The organism is Pseudoruegeria sp. SK021 (genome assembly GCF_002119405.1).
In the GTDB taxonomy this organism is placed as follows: domain Bacteria; phylum Pseudomonadota; class Alphaproteobacteria; order Rhodobacterales; family Rhodobacteraceae; genus Meridianimarinicoccus.
Window position 1 is genome coordinate 313,994 of the sequence record NZ_MTBG01000001.1, and the last position, 20,844, is coordinate 334,837.

A 20,844-nucleotide genomic window follows, 5' to 3' on the forward strand; every position below is an offset into this window, starting at 1 on the left:
GCGCCGGGCCTGTTCACTCAGGTGACACTGGCCAACAACGCACGCGATGGCAGGCCGGTTACCGGCAGGCCAACGCTTTGCTGGTAGGCCCGGATCGCCGTCTCGGTGTTCGACCCGATCACCCCATCCGCCCCTTGGGTATCAAAACCCTTGGCTGTCAGGCCACGCTGAAGCGCCCGGCGATCATCGATGGTCAGCCCGTATTTGTCCGGCGGGAACGATCCTTGGATCGGCTTGCCCCCCTTCAAACGGTCTGACAAATGGCCCACCCCGATCACGTAGCTTTCGGAATTGTTGTAGCGAGTGATCACGGTGAAGTTGCGGAAGGTCATGAAGGCCGGCCCGCTGGGACCTGAGGGCAGCAGGATCGACGCTGCCCCATAATTTGGCACCACCCGTCCGTTCATGTCCCGCACGCCCTGCGCCGCCCATTCAGAGGGGCTGCGCGTGGTACTGCGCCCCGCCTGCGCGGTATTGAACCCCGATGGCAGCTTGACCTCAACGCCCCACGGCTGGCCCTTGGTCCAGCCCGAGCGCGACAGATAGGCCGCAGTCGACGCCAGCGAGTCAGTGGGATTGTCTGACCAGATATCGCGCTTGCCGTCGCCGGTGAAATCCACCGCATAGGCCTGATACGATGTCGGGATGAACTGGGTATGTCCCATCGCCCCGGCCCAACTGCCGGTCATGTTCTCTGCCGTCACATCGCCATTTTGCAAGATTTTCAACGACGCAATCAGTTGCTTCTCGAAAAAATCCCCGCGCCGTCCGTCATAGGCCAATGTGCTGGTGGCCGAGATCACCGAAATATCGCCGCGCCGTTCGCCATAAAAGCTTTCCAGCCCCCAGACCGCAGTGATCACCTCAGGCTCGACGCCGTATTGCTGACTGATCTTGGTCAACGCCGCGCTATTTTGCGACAGCGCCGCCTTGCCTTTGCTGACCCGCTCATCCGAGGCCGCGATCGCCAGATAATCTTCCAGCGTCCGGGTAAATTCGGTCTGATTGCGATCCCGCTCAATCACCCCGGGCAGATAGCCGGAATTGCGGAACGCGGCGTTCAGCGTGGCTTGGCTGATACCCTGTGCCTGCGCCCGCCCGCGAAATCCGGCCACCCACGCGTCATACCCTGCATTGGCCTGTGGCTGCATCGCCGGGTCTACGGTGCGCGTCACCATTGGGCTGCCGCCCCCGCCACCGGTACAGGCTGACAGCCCAATCCCTGCAACACCCAACATTACTGTCCGTCTGCTGATCACCCTGACCCCCAACTCTGCTCATTGCCTGTTCGCCGCGTCGTTCCGGCTGTTCGGTACACTTTATCTGATGGCTCGCGAACGGCAATGGCCTGCCCGACCCCGTCGCCCCCACCCAGAGGCCACGAACCGATACTTTGTCCGACGAAAGTCCGATAAAAGTCCGACGTGGGTCCGACGCCAAAAAAGCGCGGCACCAAACGCCAAAAAGGCCGGTAAAACCCGACCCAATCCAGATCATCATCAGGATATTTGGTAGCGGAGGAGGGACTTGAACCCCCGACACGCGGATTATGATTCCGCTGCTCTAACCAACTGAGCTACTCCGCCACGGTGAGCCGCTGATTAGGCAAGCACGCGCCGGGCGTCAAGGCGGAAAACGCCGGTTTTTCCCGACTTTTTCCCGCAACCCCGAAATTTCGACCCACTCACCAAACAATTGCCCGGATCAATAACATTTCCACGACTTGTGCCGCGACACGGTTGGCGCGGTCCCGAGCAAGTGCTAGAATCCAAGTCTATTGATGCCCACAAGGAACTCCAACGTGCGACACCTCGTGACCCCCTTGATTGCCAGCCTTGTTTTCGCCTTTCCCGGTATGGCGCAGGTCGGGTTCGAAACGCAGGCCGGGGCGGCCTATGTCGTCGATGTCGGCACCGACACGGTTCTGTTTGAAAAGAACCCCGACGCATCCCTGCCGCCCGCGTCCATGTCGAAGCTGATGACCCTGTTGATGCTGTTCGAATCCCTGCGGGATAATCCGAATGTCACCTTGGACACCCGCTTCGGGGTCTCGACCAAGGCCCGTGAAATGGGCGGGTCCACCATGTTCTTGAACGAACGGGATCGTCCGACCGTCGAAGAGCTTATTCAGGGGATCATCGTCCAATCGGGCAATGACGCCACCGTCGTGGTGGCGGAAGGCCTGGCCGGAACCGAAGATGCCTTTGCGCGGATGATGAACGACCGGGCCAAAGCGCTGGGGATGGAAAACTCGACCTTCGCCAATGCCTCAGGCTGGCCGGACCCCAACCACCGGATGAGCGTGAAGGATCTGGCCTTTGTCGCCGAACACCTGATCCGGGATTTCCCCGAATATTACGGCTATTTCTCACAGGCGGAGTATCCGTTTGATGGGCGAGCACCGCAAAACCGCTTCAACCGCAACCCTTTGCTGAAACTGGGCATTGGCGCGGATGGGCTGAAGACCGGCCACACACAAGAGGCCGGGTACGGCTTGGTCGGCTCGGCCGCGCAAGGCAATCGCCGCGTTATCTTTGTGATTTCCGGCCTTCCCACAGCCGAGGCCCGGGCCGAAGAGGCCGAGCGGGTCGTCAGTTGGGCATTCCGCCAATTTCTGGAAACCAAACTGGCCGAAGAAGGCGACCTGATTGCCGAAGCGCCGGTCTGGATGGGAAACCTGCAAAGCGTCGGACTGGTGGTGCCGAAGGATGTGACCTTCCTCAATCAAGCCGCCTTCGCCAACGATTACACGACTGAAGTGGTGTATCGCAGCCCATTGCAGGCCCCCATCGCCAAGGGCGACGAGATCGGCCAGTTGGTGATCACCCGAACCGGCCTTCCCGATTCGCGGATTCCGCTGGTCGCCGAACGCGATGTGGCGCAGGGCGGACTTATTCCACGGATGCGCAGCGCCACTCAAGTGCTGTACAATCGCTTGGCCGGTGAGGCGAAAGACCTGTTTTGACCACGTCCACAGGCACGGGCCGCTTCATCAGCTTTGAAGGCATTGACGGCTCTGGGAAATCCACGCAAGCGCGCCGTCTGGCCGCGCACCTCTCGGCGCAAGGCATCGATGTCGTTCTGACCCGTGAACCCGGCGGATCGCCCGGCGCCGAATTGATCCGCGCGCTTTTGGTTGAGGGCGAACCGGATCGCTGGTCGGCGGAAACCGAACTGCTGTTGTTCACCGCCGCCCGCCGGGATCATCTGGAGCGCACGATCCGGCCCGCGCTGGCCCGAGGGGCAACGGTAATCACGGACCGGTTCTGCGACAGCACCCGGGTGTATCAAGGCACCACGCGTGGCGATCTGGCCGCAACCGTGGATCAGCTGCACGACCTTATGATCGGGACCAAACCCGACCTGACCTTGGTCATTGACCTGGACCCAACCGAGGCGCTGGCGCGAACCACCCGGCGTCAGGACGGCGAGGATCGGTTCGAGGAGTTTGGCCTTGGATTTCAGAACAAACTTCGCGACGGTTTTCTGGCCCTGACACAGGCTGAACCGACGCGGGTGAAGCGGATCGACGGCACCGGCACACCGGACGCAATCGCGGCGCGGATCCTCGCGGCCTTTGATCTGTCTGGTCTGTGATGGCAGTTGAGACCGATATCCCCGAAGCGGACTGCGCCGCAGGCGCCCTGCATCCCCGCTTTAGCCGTCATCTGATCGGACGTGACCGACAGCAGCAAACCTTTCTCACCGCGGTGCGCGAAGATCGCCTGCACCATGCGTGGCTGATCTCGGGGCCGCGCGGCATCGGGAAAGCGACGCTGGCTTGGAAAATCGCACGGTTTTTATTGTCGCAGCCGGTCTTGGGACACGACCTGCTTGGCCCCCCCACCGATCTGGACTCCGATCCAGATGCCCCGGTCGCGCACCGCATTGATGCGCTGGCCGAACAAGGGCTCTATCTGTTGCGGCGTCCGTGGGACCCGAAGACCAAAAAACTGCGGGCGTTCATCACCGTGGACGAAGTGCGTGCCCTCAAACGCTTTTTCCACCTCAGCTTGACCGAAAGCGGGCGCCGCGTCGTCATTGTGGATTGCGCCGACGAGATGAACACCGCCGCCGCCAACGCATTGCTGAAACTGCTGGAAGAGCCGCCACCCCAGACGGTATTCCTGATCGTCTGTCACATGCCCAGCCGGTTGTTGCCAACAGTGCGCAGCCGCTGTCGGACGTTGCCGTGTCTGCCGCTGACCGAGGATGAGGTGGTTGAGATCCTGACAGGGATTGATGACACGCTGGACCACGACACGGCAGAGGCATTAGCGCGCCTGTCAGATGGCAGCGTCGGGGTTGCCCTCTGGCTGCACCAGCACAATGGCCCCGCCTTGATGAACGAGGTTCAGGCCCTCTTTGCCACTATGCCCGCAGTCGATCGGATGCGGGCGCTGGCGTTGGCGACATCTCTGGCGCAGCGGGATGCGGCGGATCGGTGCGAGTTGTTTTTGCAATTGTTCGATGCGTTTCTGGCCGATCTGGCCCGCGCGGGCGTGTTGGCACAATCCGGCGGTTCGCCCCGGGCGGATCTCTTGCGGCGGTTGTCACCAACCCCCGCCGCCGGACGCCATTGGGCTGAAGCCCGGCAAGAGATGACCGCCCGTGTGCGCAATGGGCTGGCGGTCAACCTTGACCCGCACAGCCTGATCCTCGATATGATCTTCAGAGTTGATGCTTTGGCGGGGCAATGTGCCGCCAGTTAGGTACGTTTGTTATGACCGATACGCCGTCCCCGTCGCTGGTCGACAGCCATTGTCACTTGGACTTCCCCGATTTCGACGGAGAATTGCCCGACATCTTGTCCCGCGCCCGCGCCGCCGGGGTCGAGCGGATGGTGACCATCTGCACCCGCCTGCGCAATGAGCCGACCGTTCGCGCGCTGGCCGAGGCGCATGCGCCCGTGTTCTACGCGGCCGGAACCCACCCCATGAGCGCCGCTGAAGAGCCCCTCGCCACGGTGGATCAGCTGGTCGCACTTGCCGCACATCCAAAATTCGTTGGCATCGGGGAAACCGGGCTGGATTATCATTATAGCGCTGAATCCGCCGGAATTCAGCGGGACAGCCTGCGGGTCCATATCGATGCCGCCCGCCAGACCGGTCTACCGCTGATCATCCATGCTCGCGCCGCCGACGATGACATGGCAGAGATTCTGACTACGGAACACCGGGCCGGGGCCTTTAACTGCGTGATGCATTGCTTTTCCAGCAGCGCAGCACTGGCCGAAGCGGCGCTGGATCTTGGCTTTTACCTGTCCATGTCAGGCATCGCCGCCTTTCCCCGATCGCAAGAGCTGCGCGATATCTTTGCGCGCACGCCGCTGGACCGAATCCTCGTGGAAACCGATTCACCCTATCTGGCGCCGCCGCCCCATCGCGGACGGCGCAATGAGCCAGCCTATGTGGCGCAGACCGCCGCCGTTGGTGCGACCGTGCATGACCTGACACTGGCAGAATTCGCGGCTGCCACGACCGCCAATTTCGATCGGTTATTCCCGAAAGCCAAGGTGTGATGGCAGAACTGCGCTTCACCATTTTGGGCTGCGGCTCGTCCGGGGGGGTTCCGCGTCTCGGCGGTCATTGGGGCGATTGCGACCCGATGAACCCCCGCAACCTGCGCCGCCGCTGTTCGGTGCTGATTGAACGGGAAACCGACACCGGCGTCACCCGAGTTTTGATCGACACCTCCCCCGATCTGCGCGCGCAATTGCTGGACGCCGAAGTCGGAACACTCGACGCCGTGGTCTACACCCATCCCCATGCCGATCACGTCCACGGGCTGGACGATTTGCGGATGATCGTCTTCAATACCCGCAAGCGTCTGACCGTCTGGGCCGATGGCGCCACCCAAAACGATCTGATTTCACGGTTTGGCTACGCATTTGTCCAGCCGGAGGGGTCGCCGTATCCACCGATCCTGACCATGGCCACCATTGACGGCGATGTCACCGTAGAGGGCGACGGCGGGCCAATCTGCCTGACCCCATTCCAAGTGCGCCATGGCAGCATTCATGCGCTGGGGTTTCGCATCGGCGATCTGGCCTATTTGCCAGACGTCTCGGACATTCCCGCCGACGCGTGGACGGCGCTTGCCGGACTGGATTGTTGGATCGTGGATGCCCTGCGCCGCACACCGCATCCCAGCCACGCCCATCTGGCGCAGACGCTGGACTGGATCGCGCGCGCAGCGCCCAAACGAGCGATCCTGACCAATATGCATGTGGATCTGGACTATGCGACCGTGGCGGCGGAAACACCCGACCATATCACGCCAGCCCATGATGGGCTGGTCCTGACCTATAAGGTCTAACCCAGTGTCCGCATTTTTCGACGTCGTCCTGCCAGTCTTTCTTGTGATCATCGGCGGATATGTTTCGGTTTGGCGCGGCGTCCTCAGCGACGCCAGCGCCGACGGACTAATGCGATTTGCGATGAAAATCGGCGTGCCCACCTTGCTGTTCAGGGCAATGTCGACCCTTGATCTTAGCCGCGAATTCGACCTCGTGCTGATGGGCTCGTATTACGTGGCAGCAACCATCTGCTTTGTCTTGGGATATGTCGGCGCGCGGTTGCTGTTCAAACGACCCGCCGAAGATGCCGTCGCCATTGCATTTTGCTGCCTATTTTCCAATTCGATGCTGCTGGGAGTTCCGATCTCGGAACGCGCGTATGGGGTCGATTCGCTGGCGACCAACTTTGCCCTGATCTCGATCCACTCGCCGTTTTGCTACCTGTTGGGGATCACGGCGATGGAGTTGATCCGCAACAAAGGACGCACTGGGACCAGCACGATCAAGGCGATCCTGCGGGCGATGTTCAGCAACGCGATCATCATCGGCATCGCGCTTGGCCTTGCGGTCAACCTGAGCGGGCTAGCCCTGCCCCAAGCGATCACCGACGGCGTCAACCTGATCGCCCAAGCCGCGCTACCGGTGGCTTTGTTCGGCATCGGCGGCATCTTGTGCCGGTATCGGCCTGAAGGCGACATGACCACGGTGATGTATGTGGTGGTGATTTCACTGATCGTCCATCCGGTGCTGATGTACAGCTTCGGGACCTGGGGGGATTTGCGGACCGAGGTGCTTCGGTCAGCGGTGATCACCGCCGCCATGGCCCCGGGGATCAACGTCTACGTCTTTGCCGATATGTATGGACGCGCCCGCCGTGTTGCCGCCACTTCAGTGCTGGTGGCCACCGCGATCTCGTCGATAACCGTTTGGGGTTGGCTGACAATTCTAGGATAATCACGGCACGCACACCCCGAGACCAGCAGCGTCGATTGATTGGAAGAACAACCTAGATTTGGGGGGATGGCGTCAAGCCGACGGGGCACGATGGCCCTAATCCTGTCTGGTGCGGTCGAGAAGACTCGAACTTCCACTCCGGTTAAAGAACAGCGACCTCAACGCTGCGCGTCTACCAATTCCGCCACGACCGCACTTTAGACAGTGGGCGGGGTTTAGCCGACCGGGTGGCGGATGTGAAGACAGAATCGCAGGAATTTTCCAAGAGATGCAGCATTTGGCGGACAGGCCCCAAATCCCCTGCGTAAACCGGTCGTCCCGCCCGGATAAAAGTCCCGACCTTTGGCTGACGCCGTGATCAAACCTCAAGAGAAATCGCCCTATCCATCTGTTTCAAGTCAGCAATTTCAAACGCTTGAATCTGACAGCAAAGGGACTAAACCGGGGACATCAAAGATGAAGAGACCCTGATCCGTGCAAGCCAATGATTACCCAGAATTTGTAACGTCGCCGGGGCAAGTGCCATATCCTGAGGCGCTGGCGCTGATGGAACAGCGGGTGGCGGCGATTCGGGCTGGAACCGCGCGCGAGTTGATCTGGTTTCTGGAACATCCGCCGCTCTACACTGCGGGCACCAGCGCGAATCCGCGCGATCTGATCTCGCCGGACCGGTTTCCTGTCTATGACGCCCGGCGCGGCGGGCAGTACACCTATCATGGCCCCGGGCAGCGGGTGGCCTATGTCCTGCTGGATCTGTCGCGACGCGGGCGCGACGTGCGGCATTTCGTGGCTCAGGTCGAAGACTGGGTCATCAAAACCCTGAATGAATTCAATGTCGTGGGCGAACGGCGCCCCGGGCGCGTCGGGGTCTGGGTTGTCCGCCCTGACAAACCGGTCGCCGCGGACGGGCGCCCTTGCGAGGACAAGATCGCGGCGATTGGTCTGCGCATCCGGAAATGGGTCAGCTTTCATGGCCTGTCGATCAATGTTGAGCCAGACCTGAGCCATTTCAGCGGAATCGTGCCCTGCGGGATCAGTGAACACGGGGTGACCTCACTGGTGGATTTGGGGCTTCCGGTGACGATGCAGGATGTGGATGTCGCGCTGGAAAAAACCTTTGCGCAAGTGTTCGGGGCACCGTCCGAGATCGACGAATCCAGTGTCGGACAATCGTCGGACTAACGTCGGACTTTTATCGGACCGACTTGGACGCCGGTCCGCGCCACGACGACAGCACAATCGCCCCAAGGATCGCAGCCGCCCCGGCCATTTGGCTGGCACCAAGGGTTTCGCCAAGCAGCAGCCATGCCAGAACTGCGCTGAACACCGGCATCAGATTGATGAAGAACCCTGCCGCCTCGGGCCCGATTCGGCGGACGCCAAAGCCCCAGCACCAGAACGCCACTAGCGACGCGCCCAGCCCGACATACAGCACCCCGCCCCAAACCGGCAGCGGCAACAGGGTCAGGTCGGTCGTCCCCCACATCCCCGCCAGCGGCAGCAACAGCACCAATCCGGCGATCATGCTGGCCGCAAGCATCGCATCAGGCGGCACATCGGCCGGGGATGCGCGCAGCAGCAGGGTGTAGACCGTCCATGCCAACACGGCGAGAAGCATCCACAGATCGCCCGCGCCGAATTTCAGACCCATCAACGATTCCAGATGACCATCGGTCAGCAGGATCAGCACGCCAATGACAGAGACCAGCAACGCCGCGCCATCCTTGAGCCGCAGGCGGGCCTTCCCCAGTAAGACCGAGCCGGTCAAAATTGCGAAGGGCACCACTGCCAGCATCAAGGTCGCGCTTGCGACGGGAATACGCTGCAAGGCGGAGTAGACGCAGACGTTAAAGAGGGCGACACCGGTCAGACCAAGCCCGGCCACAAAATACCACCGCCGCATCAGCGCCCGGCGCGACCGCCACAGCGGCACCGCCGCAAAGGGCAAAATCCCGGCCAAGGCAATCAGCCAGCGCAGGCTGGTCAGGGTCAGCGGATCAATCAGCCCGCCCATGATCCGCCCGGCCACGAAATTTCCCGACCACAGCAGAACGGTCAGGACGAGGGCGGCCAGCGCGATCCCATTGCCGGTGGCAAGCGGGCCGGACGGCTCATCGGAGGAAAGCGGACGGGACATGAGTAGGGCCTTGGTTGCGAACGCCGCTCATCCTAGGGCATTGCCCATGGCCGGTCACGGCGACATCTGCGCCGGGGCGCGGCCATAGACCACCGGCCCAAGGCCGCCAACCTGTCCGTTCCGACCGACCGTCAACCGGGAAAGGACATAATGCCCCAGATCAATGCGCTTCAAGACATTGCCTCGCGCATCCGGTCGCACTAGAACCGATGAGATACCGAGGCGCAGGCCCGGACTCATGGTCAACTAGGAGGCACGCATGGCCGACGCAGCCATTCACAGCCACGAAGACGGGCACCAGCGCGGGTTCTTCACACGATGGTTTATGTCCACCAATCACAAGGACATCGGGATCTTGTACCTGTTTACGGCTGGCGCCGTCGGGTTCATTTCGGTCCTGTTCACAGTTTATATGCGTCTGGAGCTGATGCATCCGGGCGTACAGTATATGTGTATGGAAGGCTTCATGGCCGATCCGTGCACGCCGAACGGACACCTCTGGAACGTGATGATCACCTATCACGGCGTCCTGATGATGTTCTTCGTGGTGATTCCGGCCCTGTTCGGGGGATTCGGCAACTACTTCATGCCTTTGCAGATCGGCGCGCCGGACATGGCGTTCCCGCGGCTGAACAACCTCAGCTACTGGATGTATGTCGCGGGTACCGCGCTTGGCATCGCCTCGCTGCTGAGCCCCGGCGGCAACGGTCAGCTTGGCTCGGGCGTTGGCTGGGTTCTGTACCCGCCGCTGTCGACCTCAGAAGCCGGCATGTCGATGGATTTGGCGATTTTCGCAGTCCACGTTTCGGGCGCCAGCTCGATTCTGGGGGCGATCAACATGATCACCACCTTCCTGAACATGCGCGCCCCGGGGATGACCCTGTTCAAGGTGCCGTTGTTCGCATGGTCGATCTTTGTCACCGCTTGGCTGATCCTCTTGAGTCTGCCGGTTCTGGCGGGTGCGATCACCATGCTGCTGACCGACCGCAACTTTGGCACGACGTTCTTTGATCCGGCCGGTGGCGGTGATCCGATCTTGTACCAGCACATCCTGTGGTTCTTCGGTCACCCGGAAGTGTACATCATCATTTTGCCGGGCTTTGGCATCATCAGCCACGTCATCGCGACCTTCGCGAAGAAGCCAGTCTTTGGCTATCTGCCCATGGTCTGGGCCCTGATCGCCATCGGCGTGCTGGGCTTCGTGGTCTGGGCGCACCACATGTACACGGTCGGCCTGTCACTGTCGCAGCAGAGCTATTTCATGCTGGCAACCATGGTCATCGCGGTGCCGACCGGCGTGAAGGTGTTTAGCTGGATCGCCACGATGTGGGGCGGATCGGTGGAGTTCAAGACCCCCATGCTGTGGGCGTTCGGCTTCCTGTTCCTGTTCACCGTTGGCGGCGTGACCGGCATCGTTCTCAGCCAAGCGGCCATCGACCGGGCGTATCATGACACCTATTACGTGGTTGCCCACTTCCACTACGTGATGAGCCTTGGAGCGATCTTCTGTATCTTCGCCGGGATTTATTACTGGATCGGCAAGATGTCGGGACGGCAATATCCCGAGACGCTGGGCAAGGTCCATTTCTGGATGATGTTCATCGGGGCCAACCTGACCTTCTTCCCGCAGCACTTCTTGGGCCGTCAGGGCATGCCGCGCCGGTATATTGACTACCCAGAAGCCTTTGCGACTTGGAACCTGGTGTCATCGCTTGGTGCGTATCTGTCCTTCGCTTCGTTCGTGCTGTTCATCTACATCGTCTGGTACACCCTGACCCGTGGTGAGAAGATCACGGTCAACAACTACTGGAACGAGTACGCGGACACGCTGGAATGGACACTGCCCTGCCCACCGCCAGAGCACACGTTCGAGACCCTGCCGAAGCAGAGCGAGTGGGACAAAGGCCACGCGCACTGATCCTCAGCGGATTGGGTTTGAGACAAGAAAAGCCCCGGTATTGCCGGGGCTTTTTGCTGTGTGACGGGCGGGCGCAGCGCCCCGGATCAAAACGCTGCGGACGGCTTCGGATCAGTCTTGCTTGGCGCTGGCCGCAAGGATCCGGTTCATGACGCTGTCCATGGCTTCGGTCAGAGCCTTGTCGCCGCCACCTTCGGTAAAGACCTGAAAGATCTGGGCGTTCAGCCCGCCGGGCGTGCTGTGTGCCGCGCGCAGTTCAGGGAAGGTCCGGTCGGACCCTGCCCCGGTCTGGGCCAGCGCCAGAAACAGACTGGACAGATAACGGCGGGCATCCGGCTCGGGCACGCCCTTGGTTCCGACCCAATCCACGATGATTTCCTGCAGGCCGAAAAATGTGCCCATCAACGCACTTGGGATGGTCAGCGCGTTCATCTCGTCCAAGCTGTGGGTCACGACAACCCCGCCCAGTTGATCGAAAATCGCCTCCAGCCGCGCCGAGGGCCCCGACAGCACGGTCACCGCCCGCAGTTCGGCCACTGGCGGCAAGGGAATCGCTCGGGTGATCGGGCCAGTGGCGCCGGTCCATTCGGCCAAGTTTTCGACCGGGATCGTGCTGATCAGGCTGGCGATTTCCTGTCCGTTGCGGAACTGAAGCGGGGTCAGCACGGCCTCGGCCTGCTGCGGAAGCACCGACAGGAAAATCAGATCGCAAGCGGCATCCACCACCTGCTGGTTGTCGTCAAAGACCTGCACCTTGGCGTATTCTTGCGCCAGTTTGGACGAAATGTGCTGGCTGCGCGCCGAGACCGCGATGCTGTCGATCGGCAATTCTGCCCGCATCATACCGGTGATGACCGCTTCGGCGATGTCGCCCGTTCCGATAAAGCCGATTTTCATGCCTGTCTCCCATTGTAGCATCACAGAGGTTCGCGTGACCGGGCTACACCATCGCGGCGGACCTGTCCAAACCCGGAAAAGACGCGACGCCGCAGCAGGATGGGCTTTTTCGCGGTCACGAACCCGCTAAGGTCAGGGCATGATACGCTGTCAGACCATCCGCGCATTGCCCCAAGCCCTGCCCCCAGCGCTGCAGCGGGGCCTCTGACATGCCCGTGGAATGGATGGATGGCACCAGTGCAGCCTCGGCCACGGGACGAACGGCGTATCACGCGGCAGGCGATCCGCCGTTGATCCGCCTGCATCTCTGGCCCTACCGGTCGCTGCCCCGGCGCGGCTTTGTGCTGGTGATCGGCGCGACCTTTGCCCTGCTGATGATCCCGCTGCTGTCGGTCATTGGCACCCCGGTGCTGTGGGGCCTGTTGCCGTTTCTTCTTGGTGCGCTGGCATTGCTGTGGTTTCTGTTAGAGAAATCCTATCGCGACGGTGAAATTCTTGAGGAATTGCGGCTGTGGACCGACCGCGCCGACCTGACCCATCAGCCGCGCCGGGGGCCAACCCAAAGCTGGGCGGCCAACCCATATTGGGTTTCCGTGCAGTTGCATCCCTCAAGCCGACCGGTTGAGCAGTATCTGACCCTGCGCGGTGCCGGACGCGAGGTCGAACTGGGGGCGTTCCTGTCCGCCGACGAGCGGGTGGTGTTGTTTGACCAGCTAGAGCAGGTTTTGGCAGCCCTCAGAACCGCCGGGGCCAAAGCCTGAGACGCAGCGCAGAGCGATCCGCGCCAAGCCATCAGTCGATCCGAGCCCGTGGTGTGACGTTATGCCGACAAGCGGGCGCGGACCTCCGGTTACACTTTATGCCGACAAGCGGGCGCGGACCTGCGGTCCGACCGACGCGAAATCCATCTGGCCCTGATGACGCTCTTTCAACAGCCCCATGACCTTGCCCATATCCCGAATCGAGTCGGCACCGGTTTCGGTGATCGCAGCGGCAATGGCGGCGGTCTCTTCATCCTCGGTCAGGGGTTTGGGCAGAAATCCCGCGATGATCTTGGCTTCTTCGCGTTCCTGTTCGGCCAATTCCAAGCGACCGGCCTCTTCATAGGCTTTTTCGCTTTCGCGGCGTTGACGCACCATTTTCGACAGAATCGCCCGAATTTCATCTTCTGAGATCGAGTCGCTCACACCTTCTTCGCAGCCACGACAGGCAATCTCTTTGTCCTTGATGGCGGCGATGATCAGCCGGAGGGTGGGCAAGCTTTTGACATCTCTGTCTTTCATCGCCTGCTTCATCTTAACGGTGATCTTTTGCTTCAGGCTCATCTGAGTCCAATCCTAAAATCGTCAAAGCGGGCTTTTACGGATCGACAGCCCCAGTGGCAACCCTGAGGACCAAGATGGCACCGCCCGACCCTGCCGCGCGACCTTGACCCGCCGCACTGCGGCGCATAGTGTCCCGACGATTTTCAGCCGGAGTCCGCCGATGCCCGTTCATGCCCCCGCAACCGCCTGCCTAGCCCTCGCCGATGGAACTGTGTTCTTCGGACAGGGGTTCGGGGCCACCGGGGTGGTGACCGCCGAACTGGTGTTCAACACCTCCATGACCGGCTATCAAGAGATCATGACTGACCCGTCCTATGCCGGTCAGGTCGTGACCTTCACCTTCCCCCATATCGGCAATGTTGGCATCACCAGCGAAGACGACGAAAGCAATGATCCGGTCGCCGCTGGGATGCTGGTCAAATGGGATCCGACCGTGGCGTCGAACTGGCGCTCGCAAGGCGAGTTGTCCGATTGGCTGTCGCGGCGCAACCGCATCGGCATGGGCGGGATCGACACCCGCCGCCTGACCCGGGCCATCCGGCAGCAAGGCGCGCCGCATGTGGCGCTGGCCCACAACCCCGACGGTGTGTTCGACATCGAGGCTCTGGTCGCTGCGGCGCGTGGCTTTGAGGGCCTGCTGGGCAAGGATCTGGCCAAGGACGTCACCTGCGCCCAGTCCTATCGCTGGGACGAGACCCGTTGGGCGTGGCCCGGTGGGTTTGGCACCCGTGAGGGCACCGCGCCGAAGGTGGTTGCCGTGGATTATGGCGCCAAGCGCAACATCCTGCGCTGTCTGGCCAGTGCCGGGTTCGACGTCACGGTTCTGCCGGCCTCGGCCACTGCCGAAGACGTGCTGTCGCATCAGCCGGACGGGTTGTTTCTGTCCAACGGACCGGGCGACCCCGAAGCCACCGGCGCCTATGCTGTGCCGATGATCCGCACCATTCTGGACAGCACTCAGATGCCGGTGTTCGGCATTTGCCTTGGCCACCAGATGCTGGCGTTGGCCTTGGGGGCCAAGACGGTCAAGATGAACCACGGCCATCACGGCGCCAATCACCCGGTCAAGGATTTGGGCACTGGCAAGGTCGAGATCACCTCGATGAACCACGGGTTCACCGTGGATGCCCAGACCCTGCCCGCAGGCGTGGAAGAGACCCATGTGTCGCTGTTCGACGGGTCGAATTGCGGCATCAAGATGACCGGTCGGCCGGTATTTTCGGTTCAGTACCACCCCGAAGCCAGCCCGGGTCCGCAAGACAGCTTCTACCTGTTCGAACGGTTCCGCGCCGCCATGGCGTAAGGCCGGCCCGCGGTCGGCGCAGAGGCGCCACCCCAGACCGGGCAATTTAAGCTTCGGTTAACCTTACCTTGGGTAACTTGATCGGGTCCAGAACAGGGGTCCCGATCGCATGGTCTCGCCCGGTCTTACACTTGTCGCCACCACCCCGGCGCCGCAACCGACCTCGGTTGCGGGCGCATCTCGGCCACGGTTGGGCGAAATCCTGTGCGCCCGGCAATTGGTCGGGATCGAGACGGTCAGCGCCTGTCTGGCGATGCAGCAGGACATGGCAGCGCCCTTGGGCGCGTTGTTGCAGGCCGATGTCGGGCTGAATGAGGGCGACATCCTGTCGGCCCTACAACAGCAATGGGGCGCTGGCGGGCTGGACCTGCGGGCGCGCCCGCCGGACCCGGGGTTGGTTCTGACGGTCGGACTGGCCCGCTGCTTTGAGGCCCGCGCCCTGCCGTGGCGACATATCGGCGGCGCCACCGTCATCGCCACCTCGCAACCGGACGCATTTGAGGCCGTAAAGCCAGAGTTTGAGGCGCTGTTTGGGCCGGTGATGCTGGCCATCGTCAGCGAACAAGACCTGACCAACAGCCTGTCCCGGTTGTTTCCACGGGCGCTGAACCTTCGGGCAGAAGACCGGGTGATCGACAGCTGTCGCCACTGGCGCGGCACCGAGTTTCTGATCTGGGCCAGCGCGACTCTGGCCACCCTCGCCTATCTTGCCGCAATTGCCCCGGCCACAACCTTTGTCGCCGGTCTGAGTTTTTCCCTGCTGATTTTGATCGCGGCCAGCGCCCTCAAAGGCGCAGCGTTGTGGGCTGGGCTGCAGTCCCGGCATCCCGGCACTACGGCGGACAGCAACGTTCTGCCGCTGCTGCCGCAGCAGGTGGATCGACGTCTGCCGGTGGTGTCGATTCTGGTACCCCTTCTGCGAGAAGACCAGATTGCAGAACGGCTGGTGCGCAATTTGCAGCAACTCGACTATCCCCATGCATTGCTGGATGTATGTCTGGTAATAGAGGCCGACGATGCGGTGACCCGGGCGACGCTGGCCCGAACCGCCTTGCCGCACTGGATGCGGGTCCTGACGGTGCCTGACGGCGATCTGCGGACCAAGCCCCGCGCCATGAACTATGCGTTGGATTTCTGTCGCGGCAGCATTGTCGGGGTCTATGACGCCGAAGACGCGCCGGATGCCGACCAGATCAGCCGCGTGGTGGCGCGCTTTGCCCATGCCCCGCCAGAGGTCGCCTGCTTGCAGGGCCGGTTGGATTTCTACAACCGGCGTCAGAACTGGATGTCGCGCTGCTTTAGCATTGAATACGCCACATGGTTCGGCGTGGTCCTGCCCGGAATTGCCAAGCTGGGCCTGCCGGTGCCGCTGGGCGGGACGACCCTGTTTTTCCGCGCGTCTTTATTGCGCCAATTGGGCGGTTGGGACGCGTTCAACGTCACCGAGGACGCCGATCTTGGCCTTCGTCTGGCCCGGCACGGCTATCGCACCGAACTGATCGACACGGTCACCCGCGAAGAGGCCAACTGCCACGGCTGGGCATGGGTGCGGCAGCGGTCGCGCTGGATCAAGGGCTATGCCATGACCTATGCCACCCATATGCAAGACCCCAAACGACTGTGGCGAGACTTGGGGCCGAGGGCGTTCGCCGGATTTCAGATCATGTTTCTGGGCAGTTTGTTGCAGGCGCTTTTGGCACCGTTGATCTGGTCGTGCTGGGCCGTGGCCCTGTCCTTGCCGCATCCGCTTTCGCCGGTTTTGACGGAAACGCTTGGGCTGACGGTGATCGGGGTTGTGGTGACATCGGGGCTGCTGAATTCCACGCTGTCGACGGTGGCCTTGTACCGCAGCGATCAGCTTGGCCTGTTGCCCTGCGCCGTGACCATGGGGCTGTATCACATGCTGGCCACGCTGGCGGCGTACAAAGCCCTCTCGGAACTGATGACGCGGCCGTTCTTTTGGGACAAGACCCAGCACGGCCTGTCGATTGACGCAGGCGCGCCCGACACTGCCGCACCCGCGCCGGCATAGCGCCGATGCCTGCTTAATCGGCCCCGTCCAAATCCAGCGAATTTTGCTTGAGACGGGTTTCGAAGGCCTGTGAAATATGGGCCTTGAGGGCCGCCTCGGCGGCCATGGCATCGCGGGCCTCAAAGGCCGACACGATGGCAGAATGTTCCACAAGAGAGACCTCATCCCGACCCGTCACCGCCAGCGAGGTCGACGCCATCAGCGCCATGGTCCGATGCACCAGATCCAACTGCTGCACCAGATAGCGATTATGGGATGCCAGATGGATTTGCTTGTGAAACCGGCGGTTGGACCGTGACAGCGCCGCCGGATTGCCCACCCGCTTGTGATCGGCCACGACCATATCGCGCAGCACCCGGATTTCTTCAGCCGTAGCGTGTTGCGCGGCAAGGCGCGCCGCCAGCCCTTCCAGTTCGGACCGGACCACATAAAGCTCGGCCATCTGGTTGTGATCCAGCGCGGCCACGATCAGGCTGCGCCCGTCCCGCACCAGCAAGGATTGGGTCTCCAGCCGCTGCAACGCCTCGCGGATCGGCGTCCGTGAGACCCCGAACCGTTCGGCCAATTCGGATTCCACCAGCCGATTGCCCGGACGGTACACGCCGACATCAATCGCCCCCAGAATCAGATCATAGGCGTCCTTCTGGGTGGATCGCATCACCGTCATTGGCTTTCTCCCTTGCCGCAGGGTATCGCTGGGACACATCCTCAATCAACCCAGCCGATAACACAGGAGCGACGGAGTTCCCATGACGACCCAACCTGCGCCCGCCACATCCCGCCATCCGTTGTCCGGACGGTCCACATGGGTGTTTGATCTCGACAACACCCTCTATCCGCCCGCCATGCGCCTGTTCGACCAAATTGAAATCAAGATGGTCGCCTATGTGATGGCCGCGTTGGGCGTCGATGCAGCCGAGGCCGACCGGCTGCGCCGTCACTATTGGCAGACCCATGGCACCACGTTGGCCGGGTTAATGATTGAGCACAAGATGGACCCCGGCCCTTATCTGATGGATGTGCACGATATCTCACTGGACCATGTGACCGTGGACCCGGCCTTGGCCGAGGCGATTACCGCGCTACCTGGGCGCCGGATCGTCTTTACCAATGGCGATGCGCCCTATGCCCAGCGGGTTCTGGTTGCGCGCGGGCTGGCGGGGGTCTTTGATGCGGTCTACGGTGTCGAACATGCCGGTTACAGCCCGAAACCCCAGCGGCAAGCCTTTGATGCGGTCTTTGCCATGGACGGGCTGATCCCTTCAGACGCGGTGATGTTCGAAGACGACCCCCGCAATCTGGCCGTGCCGCATGAACTGGGCATGGGCACCGTCCTTGTTGCGCCGCAGCCCGTGCCTGCCGACCATATCGACTTTCATACCGATGATTTAAGCGGCTTTCTGCGACGCTTGATCGCCCATATCTGAGCCTCAGGCTGGTTTCGCGTCTGATCGACGCGTGCTAGGCTAAGGCCAGTCAACCCGGAGAGCGTCATGACACCCACCAGCCAAAACCCCGACCCCACCGCGATCGGCAACAACACCCAGCGTTGGAGCAAAGAGGAAGAACTGGCGCTGATGCTGGCCATTACTCTGGTGTTGGTTCTGGCGCTGTCGACGGTTCTGTTTGGCATCGTTGGCCTGCTTATTCCGGCCCTTCTGCTGACCGCTGGTGTGATGGTTCTGCTGGTGAAAATCACCTTAGGCTAACCTATCGGCGGCCATCCCGGGCGCGAAACGCCCGCGAACTGTGGCGGCGCAGGGGCGCGCCCAGCCCTGTCATTGCGGGGTCTCAATGTCGGCAAGGAGATCAGGATGACTGGATCGGTTGAAGACTATGACGTCGTGGTCGCCGGTGGCGGTCTGGCAGGCATGGTGGCGGCAGCGGGCTTTGGCAGTCTCGGGCTGCGCACCCTCTGCGTCGATCCGGCCGGACCGGGTGGCCCGCGCGGCCCCGATCTGCGCTCCACCGCGCTGTTGCAGCCATCGCGCGCTTTTCTGGATCGGATCGGCCTGTGGGCACGCCTCGCGCCGCTGGCCAGCCCGTTGCAGGTGATGCGGATCGTCGATGCTGGCGGCGCCGCCGGAGAAGCCAGAACGATTCGCGACTTCGACGCGCAGGATGTGGGTCCGCTGCCTTTTGGTTGGAACCTGCCCAATCAGGTGCTGCGCCGGGAGCTGACTGCTGGGCTGGCCGCGGCGGCCAGCGTGACCCACCGCACCGGGGTCAGTGTCTCTGGGGTGCTGGCCCGGCTGACAGAGGCGCGGGTCACCCTCAGCGACGGATCGCGGCTGCGCACCCGGCTGGTGGTGGCTGCGGATGGCCGCAATTCGCAAGTTCGCGCCGGTGCCGGGATTGCCATGCGCCAGACGCGATACGGTCAAAAAGCGCTGGCCTTCGCCGTCTGCCATCCGGTGCCGCATCAGGATGTCTCGACCGAAGTGCATCGCACTGGCGGGCCATTCACCCTTGTGCCGTTGCCCGACCAAGACGGCAGCCCCTGTTCCGCCGTCGTCTGGATGGAACGCAGCGCCGAGGCGCAGCGGCTGATGGACTTGCCGGAACCGGCATTCAACGACGCGATCACCGAACGGTCTTGCAGCCTGCTGGGGCCACTGCGCCTGATCGGCGGGCGCAGCCTGTGGCCGATCATCAGCCAACTTGCCGAGCGGTTTAACGGCGAGCGTGTGGCATTGGTGGCCGAGGCGGCGCATGTGGTGCCGCCCATCGGCGCACAAGGCCTGAACATGTCGCTGGGCGATATTCGCGATCTGATTGATCTGGTCGCAGCCGATCCCGACGGTTTGGGGACATTGGCGCAATTGGACCGCTATAACCGGACGCGGCGGCCAGCGGCCTTGGCGCGGGTGCTGGGCGTTGACGCCCTGAACCGCGCTTCAATGATCGACACCCAAGCTCTGCGCGATTTGCGGATGCGCGGGCTCGGCCTGCTGCACGACCTGCCAGTGCTGCGCCGAAGCGTGATGAAAGCCGGTCTTGGCGCCACCTGAGCCCAGCCAAGACACAATCCTAACCGGGAAAAGCGCCGCACAGATGCACATTCAGAAACAACTGCCAAAGCGTTCCCGGATGGGCGATTACCTTCATGATGCCCGCCTGCGTCTGAACGCGCAGCGTGATGCGGCACGGGGGTTTCCGGCCTTGCGCGCGTTGTTTCAGAAACGGGTCGGCTATGCCCCCGATCTGGACCAGCCGCGGACCTTCAACGAAAAGATCACGTGGCGGAAGCTCTACGACCGCAACCCACTGTTCATCCAAGCCTCTGACAAGCTGCGGATGCGCGATGTGGTTCGGGACATTCTGGGCGCTGAGGCAAGCGCCGACCTGTTTCCAAAGCTCTATCTCGCCGCGGCGCACCCGGACGAGTTGGATTTCTCTGCCCTGCCCGCCGATCTGGCCCTGAAGGCCAATCATGCCAGCGGCCGCAATGCCTTTTTGCGGGCGGGGCAACCGGTAGATGAGGCCAAACTACGCCAAATTTGTGCCCGGTGGTTGCGGCTCAGCTATGGCGTCGACAAGCACGAATGGGCCTATCAGCATATTCCGCGCCGGATTCTGGCCGAGGAACTGTTGACCGGCGCCCCCGGCGACGCCCTGCGCGATCTGAAATTCAACATGTTCGGGGACCGGTTGGGGTTTGCCCAGATCGACCATGACATCTTTGGCGACTACCGTCAGGACAATGTGGATGACACGTGGTCCGCGCTGCCGTTTCAGGGCGTGTATCCTGCATCCGATGTACTGGAAGCGGAGCCCAGTTGCTTTCACGACGCGCTGGCGATTGCCCGGGCGATCGGGCGGCATTTTGACTATGTTCGGGTCGATTTTATGTTCACAAACAATCGGTTCTGGTTGAACGAGTTGACGTTCTATCGCGGCAGTGGGATGAACCCGTTCACCCCGCCCGCGATCGATCTGACGCTAGGAGAAATGTGGACCCTGCCGGGCAAAGCCTGACG

General features: G+C 62.1%; 20 protein-coding genes and 2 tRNA genes. 15 read left to right on the plus strand and 7 right to left on the minus strand.

Going from position 1 to position 20,844, the window contains the following annotated elements:
- Positions 1-17: 17 nt before the first annotated feature.
- Both BV911_RS01445 and BV911_RS01450 read right to left on the minus strand, forming a co-directional pair.
- Positions 18-1,238, minus strand: a complete 1,221-nt coding sequence (locus tag BV911_RS01445) for a lytic murein transglycosylase (RefSeq protein WP_086051793.1) — start codon at positions 1,236-1,238, stop codon at positions 18-20.
- A gap of 271 nt (positions 1,239-1,509) precedes the next feature.
- Positions 1,510-1,586: transfer RNA gene (locus tag BV911_RS01450), tRNA-Met, on the minus strand.
- Positions 1,587-1,780: 194 nt separating this feature from the next.
- Between BV911_RS01450 and BV911_RS01455 the strand changes: the two genes are divergently transcribed.
- The 6 genes from BV911_RS01455 to BV911_RS01480 are packed head-to-tail and all read left to right on the plus strand — an operon-like array spanning position 1,781 to position 7,252.
- Positions 1,781-2,965, plus strand: coding sequence for a D-alanyl-D-alanine carboxypeptidase family protein (locus BV911_RS01455; protein ID WP_086051794.1), 1,185 nt, complete (start codon positions 1,781-1,783; stop codon positions 2,963-2,965).
- Entirely contained in the window at positions 2,962-3,597 is a 636-nt protein-coding gene (tmk, locus tag BV911_RS01460; protein WP_086051795.1) for a dTMP kinase, read from the plus strand. The genes BV911_RS01455 and tmk overlap by 4 nt, the downstream gene beginning before the upstream one ends.
- Entirely contained in the window at positions 3,597-4,712 is a 1,116-nt protein-coding gene (locus tag BV911_RS01465; RefSeq protein WP_086051796.1) for a DNA polymerase III subunit delta', read from the plus strand. Before tmk ends, BV911_RS01465 begins: the two co-directional genes overlap by 1 nt.
- Before the next feature lie 11 nt (positions 4,713-4,723).
- The gene (locus BV911_RS01470; RefSeq protein ID WP_086051797.1) at positions 4,724-5,521 is read left to right on the plus strand and encodes a TatD family hydrolase; all 798 of its coding nucleotides are present in this window, start codon (positions 4,724-4,726) and stop codon (positions 5,519-5,521) included.
- A complete protein-coding gene (locus BV911_RS01475) occupies positions 5,521-6,318 on the plus strand; it encodes an MBL fold metallo-hydrolase (RefSeq protein WP_086051798.1) in 798 nt (265 codons plus the stop codon). Before BV911_RS01470 ends, BV911_RS01475 begins: the two co-directional genes overlap by 1 nt.
- A gap of 4 nt (positions 6,319-6,322) precedes the next feature.
- A complete protein-coding gene (locus BV911_RS01480) occupies positions 6,323-7,252 on the plus strand; it encodes an AEC family transporter (RefSeq protein WP_086051799.1) in 930 nt (309 codons plus the stop codon).
- Between the two features lie 107 nt (positions 7,253-7,359).
- Here the strand turns inward: BV911_RS01480 and BV911_RS01485 are convergent.
- Positions 7,360-7,446 (minus strand) — tRNA-Leu (locus tag BV911_RS01485).
- Positions 7,447-7,726: 280 nt separating this feature from the next.
- Here BV911_RS01485 and lipB point away from each other — a divergent pair.
- Complete coding sequence (gene lipB, locus BV911_RS01490; protein ID WP_086051800.1) at positions 7,727-8,434, plus strand: lipoyl(octanoyl) transferase LipB; 708 nt, start codon at positions 7,727-7,729, stop codon at positions 8,432-8,434.
- Positions 8,435-8,444: 10 nt separating this feature from the next.
- On the opposite strand, the gene BV911_RS01495 is transcribed toward lipB, so the two are convergent.
- Positions 8,445-9,389 carry a DMT family transporter gene (locus tag BV911_RS01495; protein WP_086051801.1) on the minus strand — a complete coding sequence of 315 codons (945 nt, stop codon included), beginning with the start codon at positions 9,387-9,389 and terminating at the stop codon, positions 8,445-8,447.
- 259 nt (positions 9,390-9,648) lie between these two features.
- Here BV911_RS01495 and ctaD point away from each other — a divergent pair, with 259 nt between their 5' ends.
- Positions 9,649-11,307 (plus strand): cytochrome c oxidase subunit I, encoded by a 1,659-nt coding sequence (gene ctaD, locus BV911_RS01505; RefSeq protein WP_086051803.1) that lies wholly within the window; start codon positions 9,649-9,651, stop codon positions 11,305-11,307.
- 111 nt (positions 11,308-11,418) lie between these two features.
- Here ctaD and BV911_RS01510 read toward each other — a convergent pair whose 3' ends face one another.
- Positions 11,419-12,204 (minus strand): pyrroline-5-carboxylate reductase, encoded by a 786-nt coding sequence (locus BV911_RS01510; RefSeq protein ID WP_168183950.1) that lies wholly within the window; start codon positions 12,202-12,204, stop codon positions 11,419-11,421.
- 209 nt (positions 12,205-12,413) lie between these two features.
- On the opposite strand from BV911_RS01510, the gene BV911_RS01515 reads away from it, so the two are divergent.
- Positions 12,414-12,965, plus strand: a complete 552-nt coding sequence (locus tag BV911_RS01515; protein WP_086051805.1) for a DUF2244 domain-containing protein — start codon at positions 12,414-12,416, stop codon at positions 12,963-12,965.
- 96 nt (positions 12,966-13,061) lie between these two features.
- Here the strand turns inward: BV911_RS01515 and BV911_RS01520 are convergent, their stop codons facing one another.
- Positions 13,062-13,529: a GatB/YqeY domain-containing protein gene (locus BV911_RS01520; RefSeq protein WP_086051806.1), complete on the minus strand. Its 468-nt coding sequence runs from the start codon at positions 13,527-13,529 to the stop codon at positions 13,062-13,064.
- Between the two features lie 160 nt (positions 13,530-13,689).
- Between BV911_RS01520 and carA the strand changes: the two genes are divergently transcribed.
- A complete protein-coding gene (gene carA / locus BV911_RS01525; protein ID WP_086051807.1) occupies positions 13,690-14,832 on the plus strand; it encodes a glutamine-hydrolyzing carbamoyl-phosphate synthase small subunit in 1,143 nt (380 codons plus the stop codon).
- A 109-nt stretch (positions 14,833-14,941) separates the two neighbouring features.
- Positions 14,942-16,864 carry a glycosyltransferase family 2 protein gene (locus tag BV911_RS01530; protein ID WP_086051808.1) on the plus strand — a complete coding sequence of 641 codons (1,923 nt, stop codon included), beginning with the start codon at positions 14,942-14,944 and terminating at the stop codon, positions 16,862-16,864.
- A gap of 13 nt (positions 16,865-16,877) precedes the next feature.
- On the opposite strand, the gene BV911_RS01535 is transcribed toward BV911_RS01530, so the two are convergent.
- Complete coding sequence (locus BV911_RS01535) at positions 16,878-17,531, minus strand: GntR family transcriptional regulator (RefSeq protein ID WP_086051809.1); 654 nt, start codon at positions 17,529-17,531, stop codon at positions 16,878-16,880.
- 82 nt (positions 17,532-17,613) lie between these two features.
- Here BV911_RS01535 and BV911_RS01540 point away from each other — a divergent pair, with 82 nt between their 5' ends.
- The 4 genes from BV911_RS01540 (at position 17,614) to BV911_RS01555 (ending at position 20,842) form a co-directional block, all read left to right on the plus strand.
- Positions 17,614-18,291 (plus strand): pyrimidine 5'-nucleotidase, encoded by a 678-nt coding sequence (locus BV911_RS01540; RefSeq protein WP_086051810.1) that lies wholly within the window; start codon positions 17,614-17,616, stop codon positions 18,289-18,291.
- Positions 18,292-18,357: 66 nt separating this feature from the next.
- A complete protein-coding gene (locus BV911_RS01545) occupies positions 18,358-18,573 on the plus strand; it encodes a hypothetical protein (protein WP_086051811.1) in 216 nt (71 codons plus the stop codon).
- 105 nt (positions 18,574-18,678) lie between these two features.
- Complete coding sequence (locus tag BV911_RS01550) at positions 18,679-19,875, plus strand: UbiH/UbiF family hydroxylase (protein WP_086051812.1); 1,197 nt, start codon at positions 18,679-18,681, stop codon at positions 19,873-19,875.
- A 43-nt stretch (positions 19,876-19,918) separates the two neighbouring features.
- On the plus strand, positions 19,919-20,842 hold the full coding sequence (locus BV911_RS01555; RefSeq protein WP_086051813.1) for an ATP-grasp fold amidoligase family protein: 924 nt from the start codon (positions 19,919-19,921) through the stop codon (positions 20,840-20,842).
- Positions 20,843-20,844: the final 2 nt, after the last annotated feature.

Excerpts from the sequence above, each read along its gene's own strand:
- BV911_RS01445 (WP_086051793.1), bottom strand. The coding sequence starts at position 1,238 with ATGTTGGGTGTTGCAGGGATTGGGCTGTCAGCCTGTACCGGTGGCGGG.
- BV911_RS01455 (WP_086051794.1), top strand. The coding sequence starts at position 1,781 with ATGCCCACAAGGAACTCCAACGTGCGACACCTCGTGACCCCCTTGATT.
- BV911_RS01465 (WP_086051796.1), top strand. The coding sequence starts at position 3,597 with ATGGCAGTTGAGACCGATATCCCCGAAGCGGACTGCGCCGCAGGCGCC.
- BV911_RS01470 (WP_086051797.1), top strand. The coding sequence starts at position 4,724 with ATGACCGATACGCCGTCCCCGTCGCTGGTCGACAGCCATTGTCACTTG.
- BV911_RS01475 (WP_086051798.1), top strand. The coding sequence starts at position 5,521 with ATGGCAGAACTGCGCTTCACCATTTTGGGCTGCGGCTCGTCCGGGGGG.
- BV911_RS01495 (WP_086051801.1), bottom strand. The coding sequence starts at position 9,389 with ATGTCCCGTCCGCTTTCCTCCGATGAGCCGTCCGGCCCGCTTGCCACC.
- ctaD (WP_086051803.1), top strand. The coding sequence starts at position 9,649 with ATGGCCGACGCAGCCATTCACAGCCACGAAGACGGGCACCAGCGCGGG.
- BV911_RS01510 (WP_168183950.1), bottom strand. The coding sequence starts at position 12,204 with ATGAAAATCGGCTTTATCGGAACGGGCGACATCGCCGAAGCGGTCATC.
- BV911_RS01515 (WP_086051805.1), top strand. The coding sequence starts at position 12,414 with ATGCCCGTGGAATGGATGGATGGCACCAGTGCAGCCTCGGCCACGGGA.
- BV911_RS01520 (WP_086051806.1), bottom strand. The coding sequence starts at position 13,529 with ATGAGCCTGAAGCAAAAGATCACCGTTAAGATGAAGCAGGCGATGAAA.
- carA (WP_086051807.1), top strand. The coding sequence starts at position 13,690 with ATGCCCGTTCATGCCCCCGCAACCGCCTGCCTAGCCCTCGCCGATGGA.
- BV911_RS01530 (WP_086051808.1), top strand. The coding sequence starts at position 14,942 with ATGGTCTCGCCCGGTCTTACACTTGTCGCCACCACCCCGGCGCCGCAA.
- BV911_RS01535 (WP_086051809.1), bottom strand. The coding sequence starts at position 17,531 with ATGACGGTGATGCGATCCACCCAGAAGGACGCCTATGATCTGATTCTG.
- BV911_RS01540 (WP_086051810.1), top strand. The coding sequence starts at position 17,614 with ATGACGACCCAACCTGCGCCCGCCACATCCCGCCATCCGTTGTCCGGA.
- BV911_RS01545 (WP_086051811.1), top strand. The coding sequence starts at position 18,358 with ATGACACCCACCAGCCAAAACCCCGACCCCACCGCGATCGGCAACAAC.
- BV911_RS01550 (WP_086051812.1), top strand. The coding sequence starts at position 18,679 with ATGACTGGATCGGTTGAAGACTATGACGTCGTGGTCGCCGGTGGCGGT.
- BV911_RS01555 (WP_086051813.1), top strand. The coding sequence starts at position 19,919 with ATGCACATTCAGAAACAACTGCCAAAGCGTTCCCGGATGGGCGATTAC.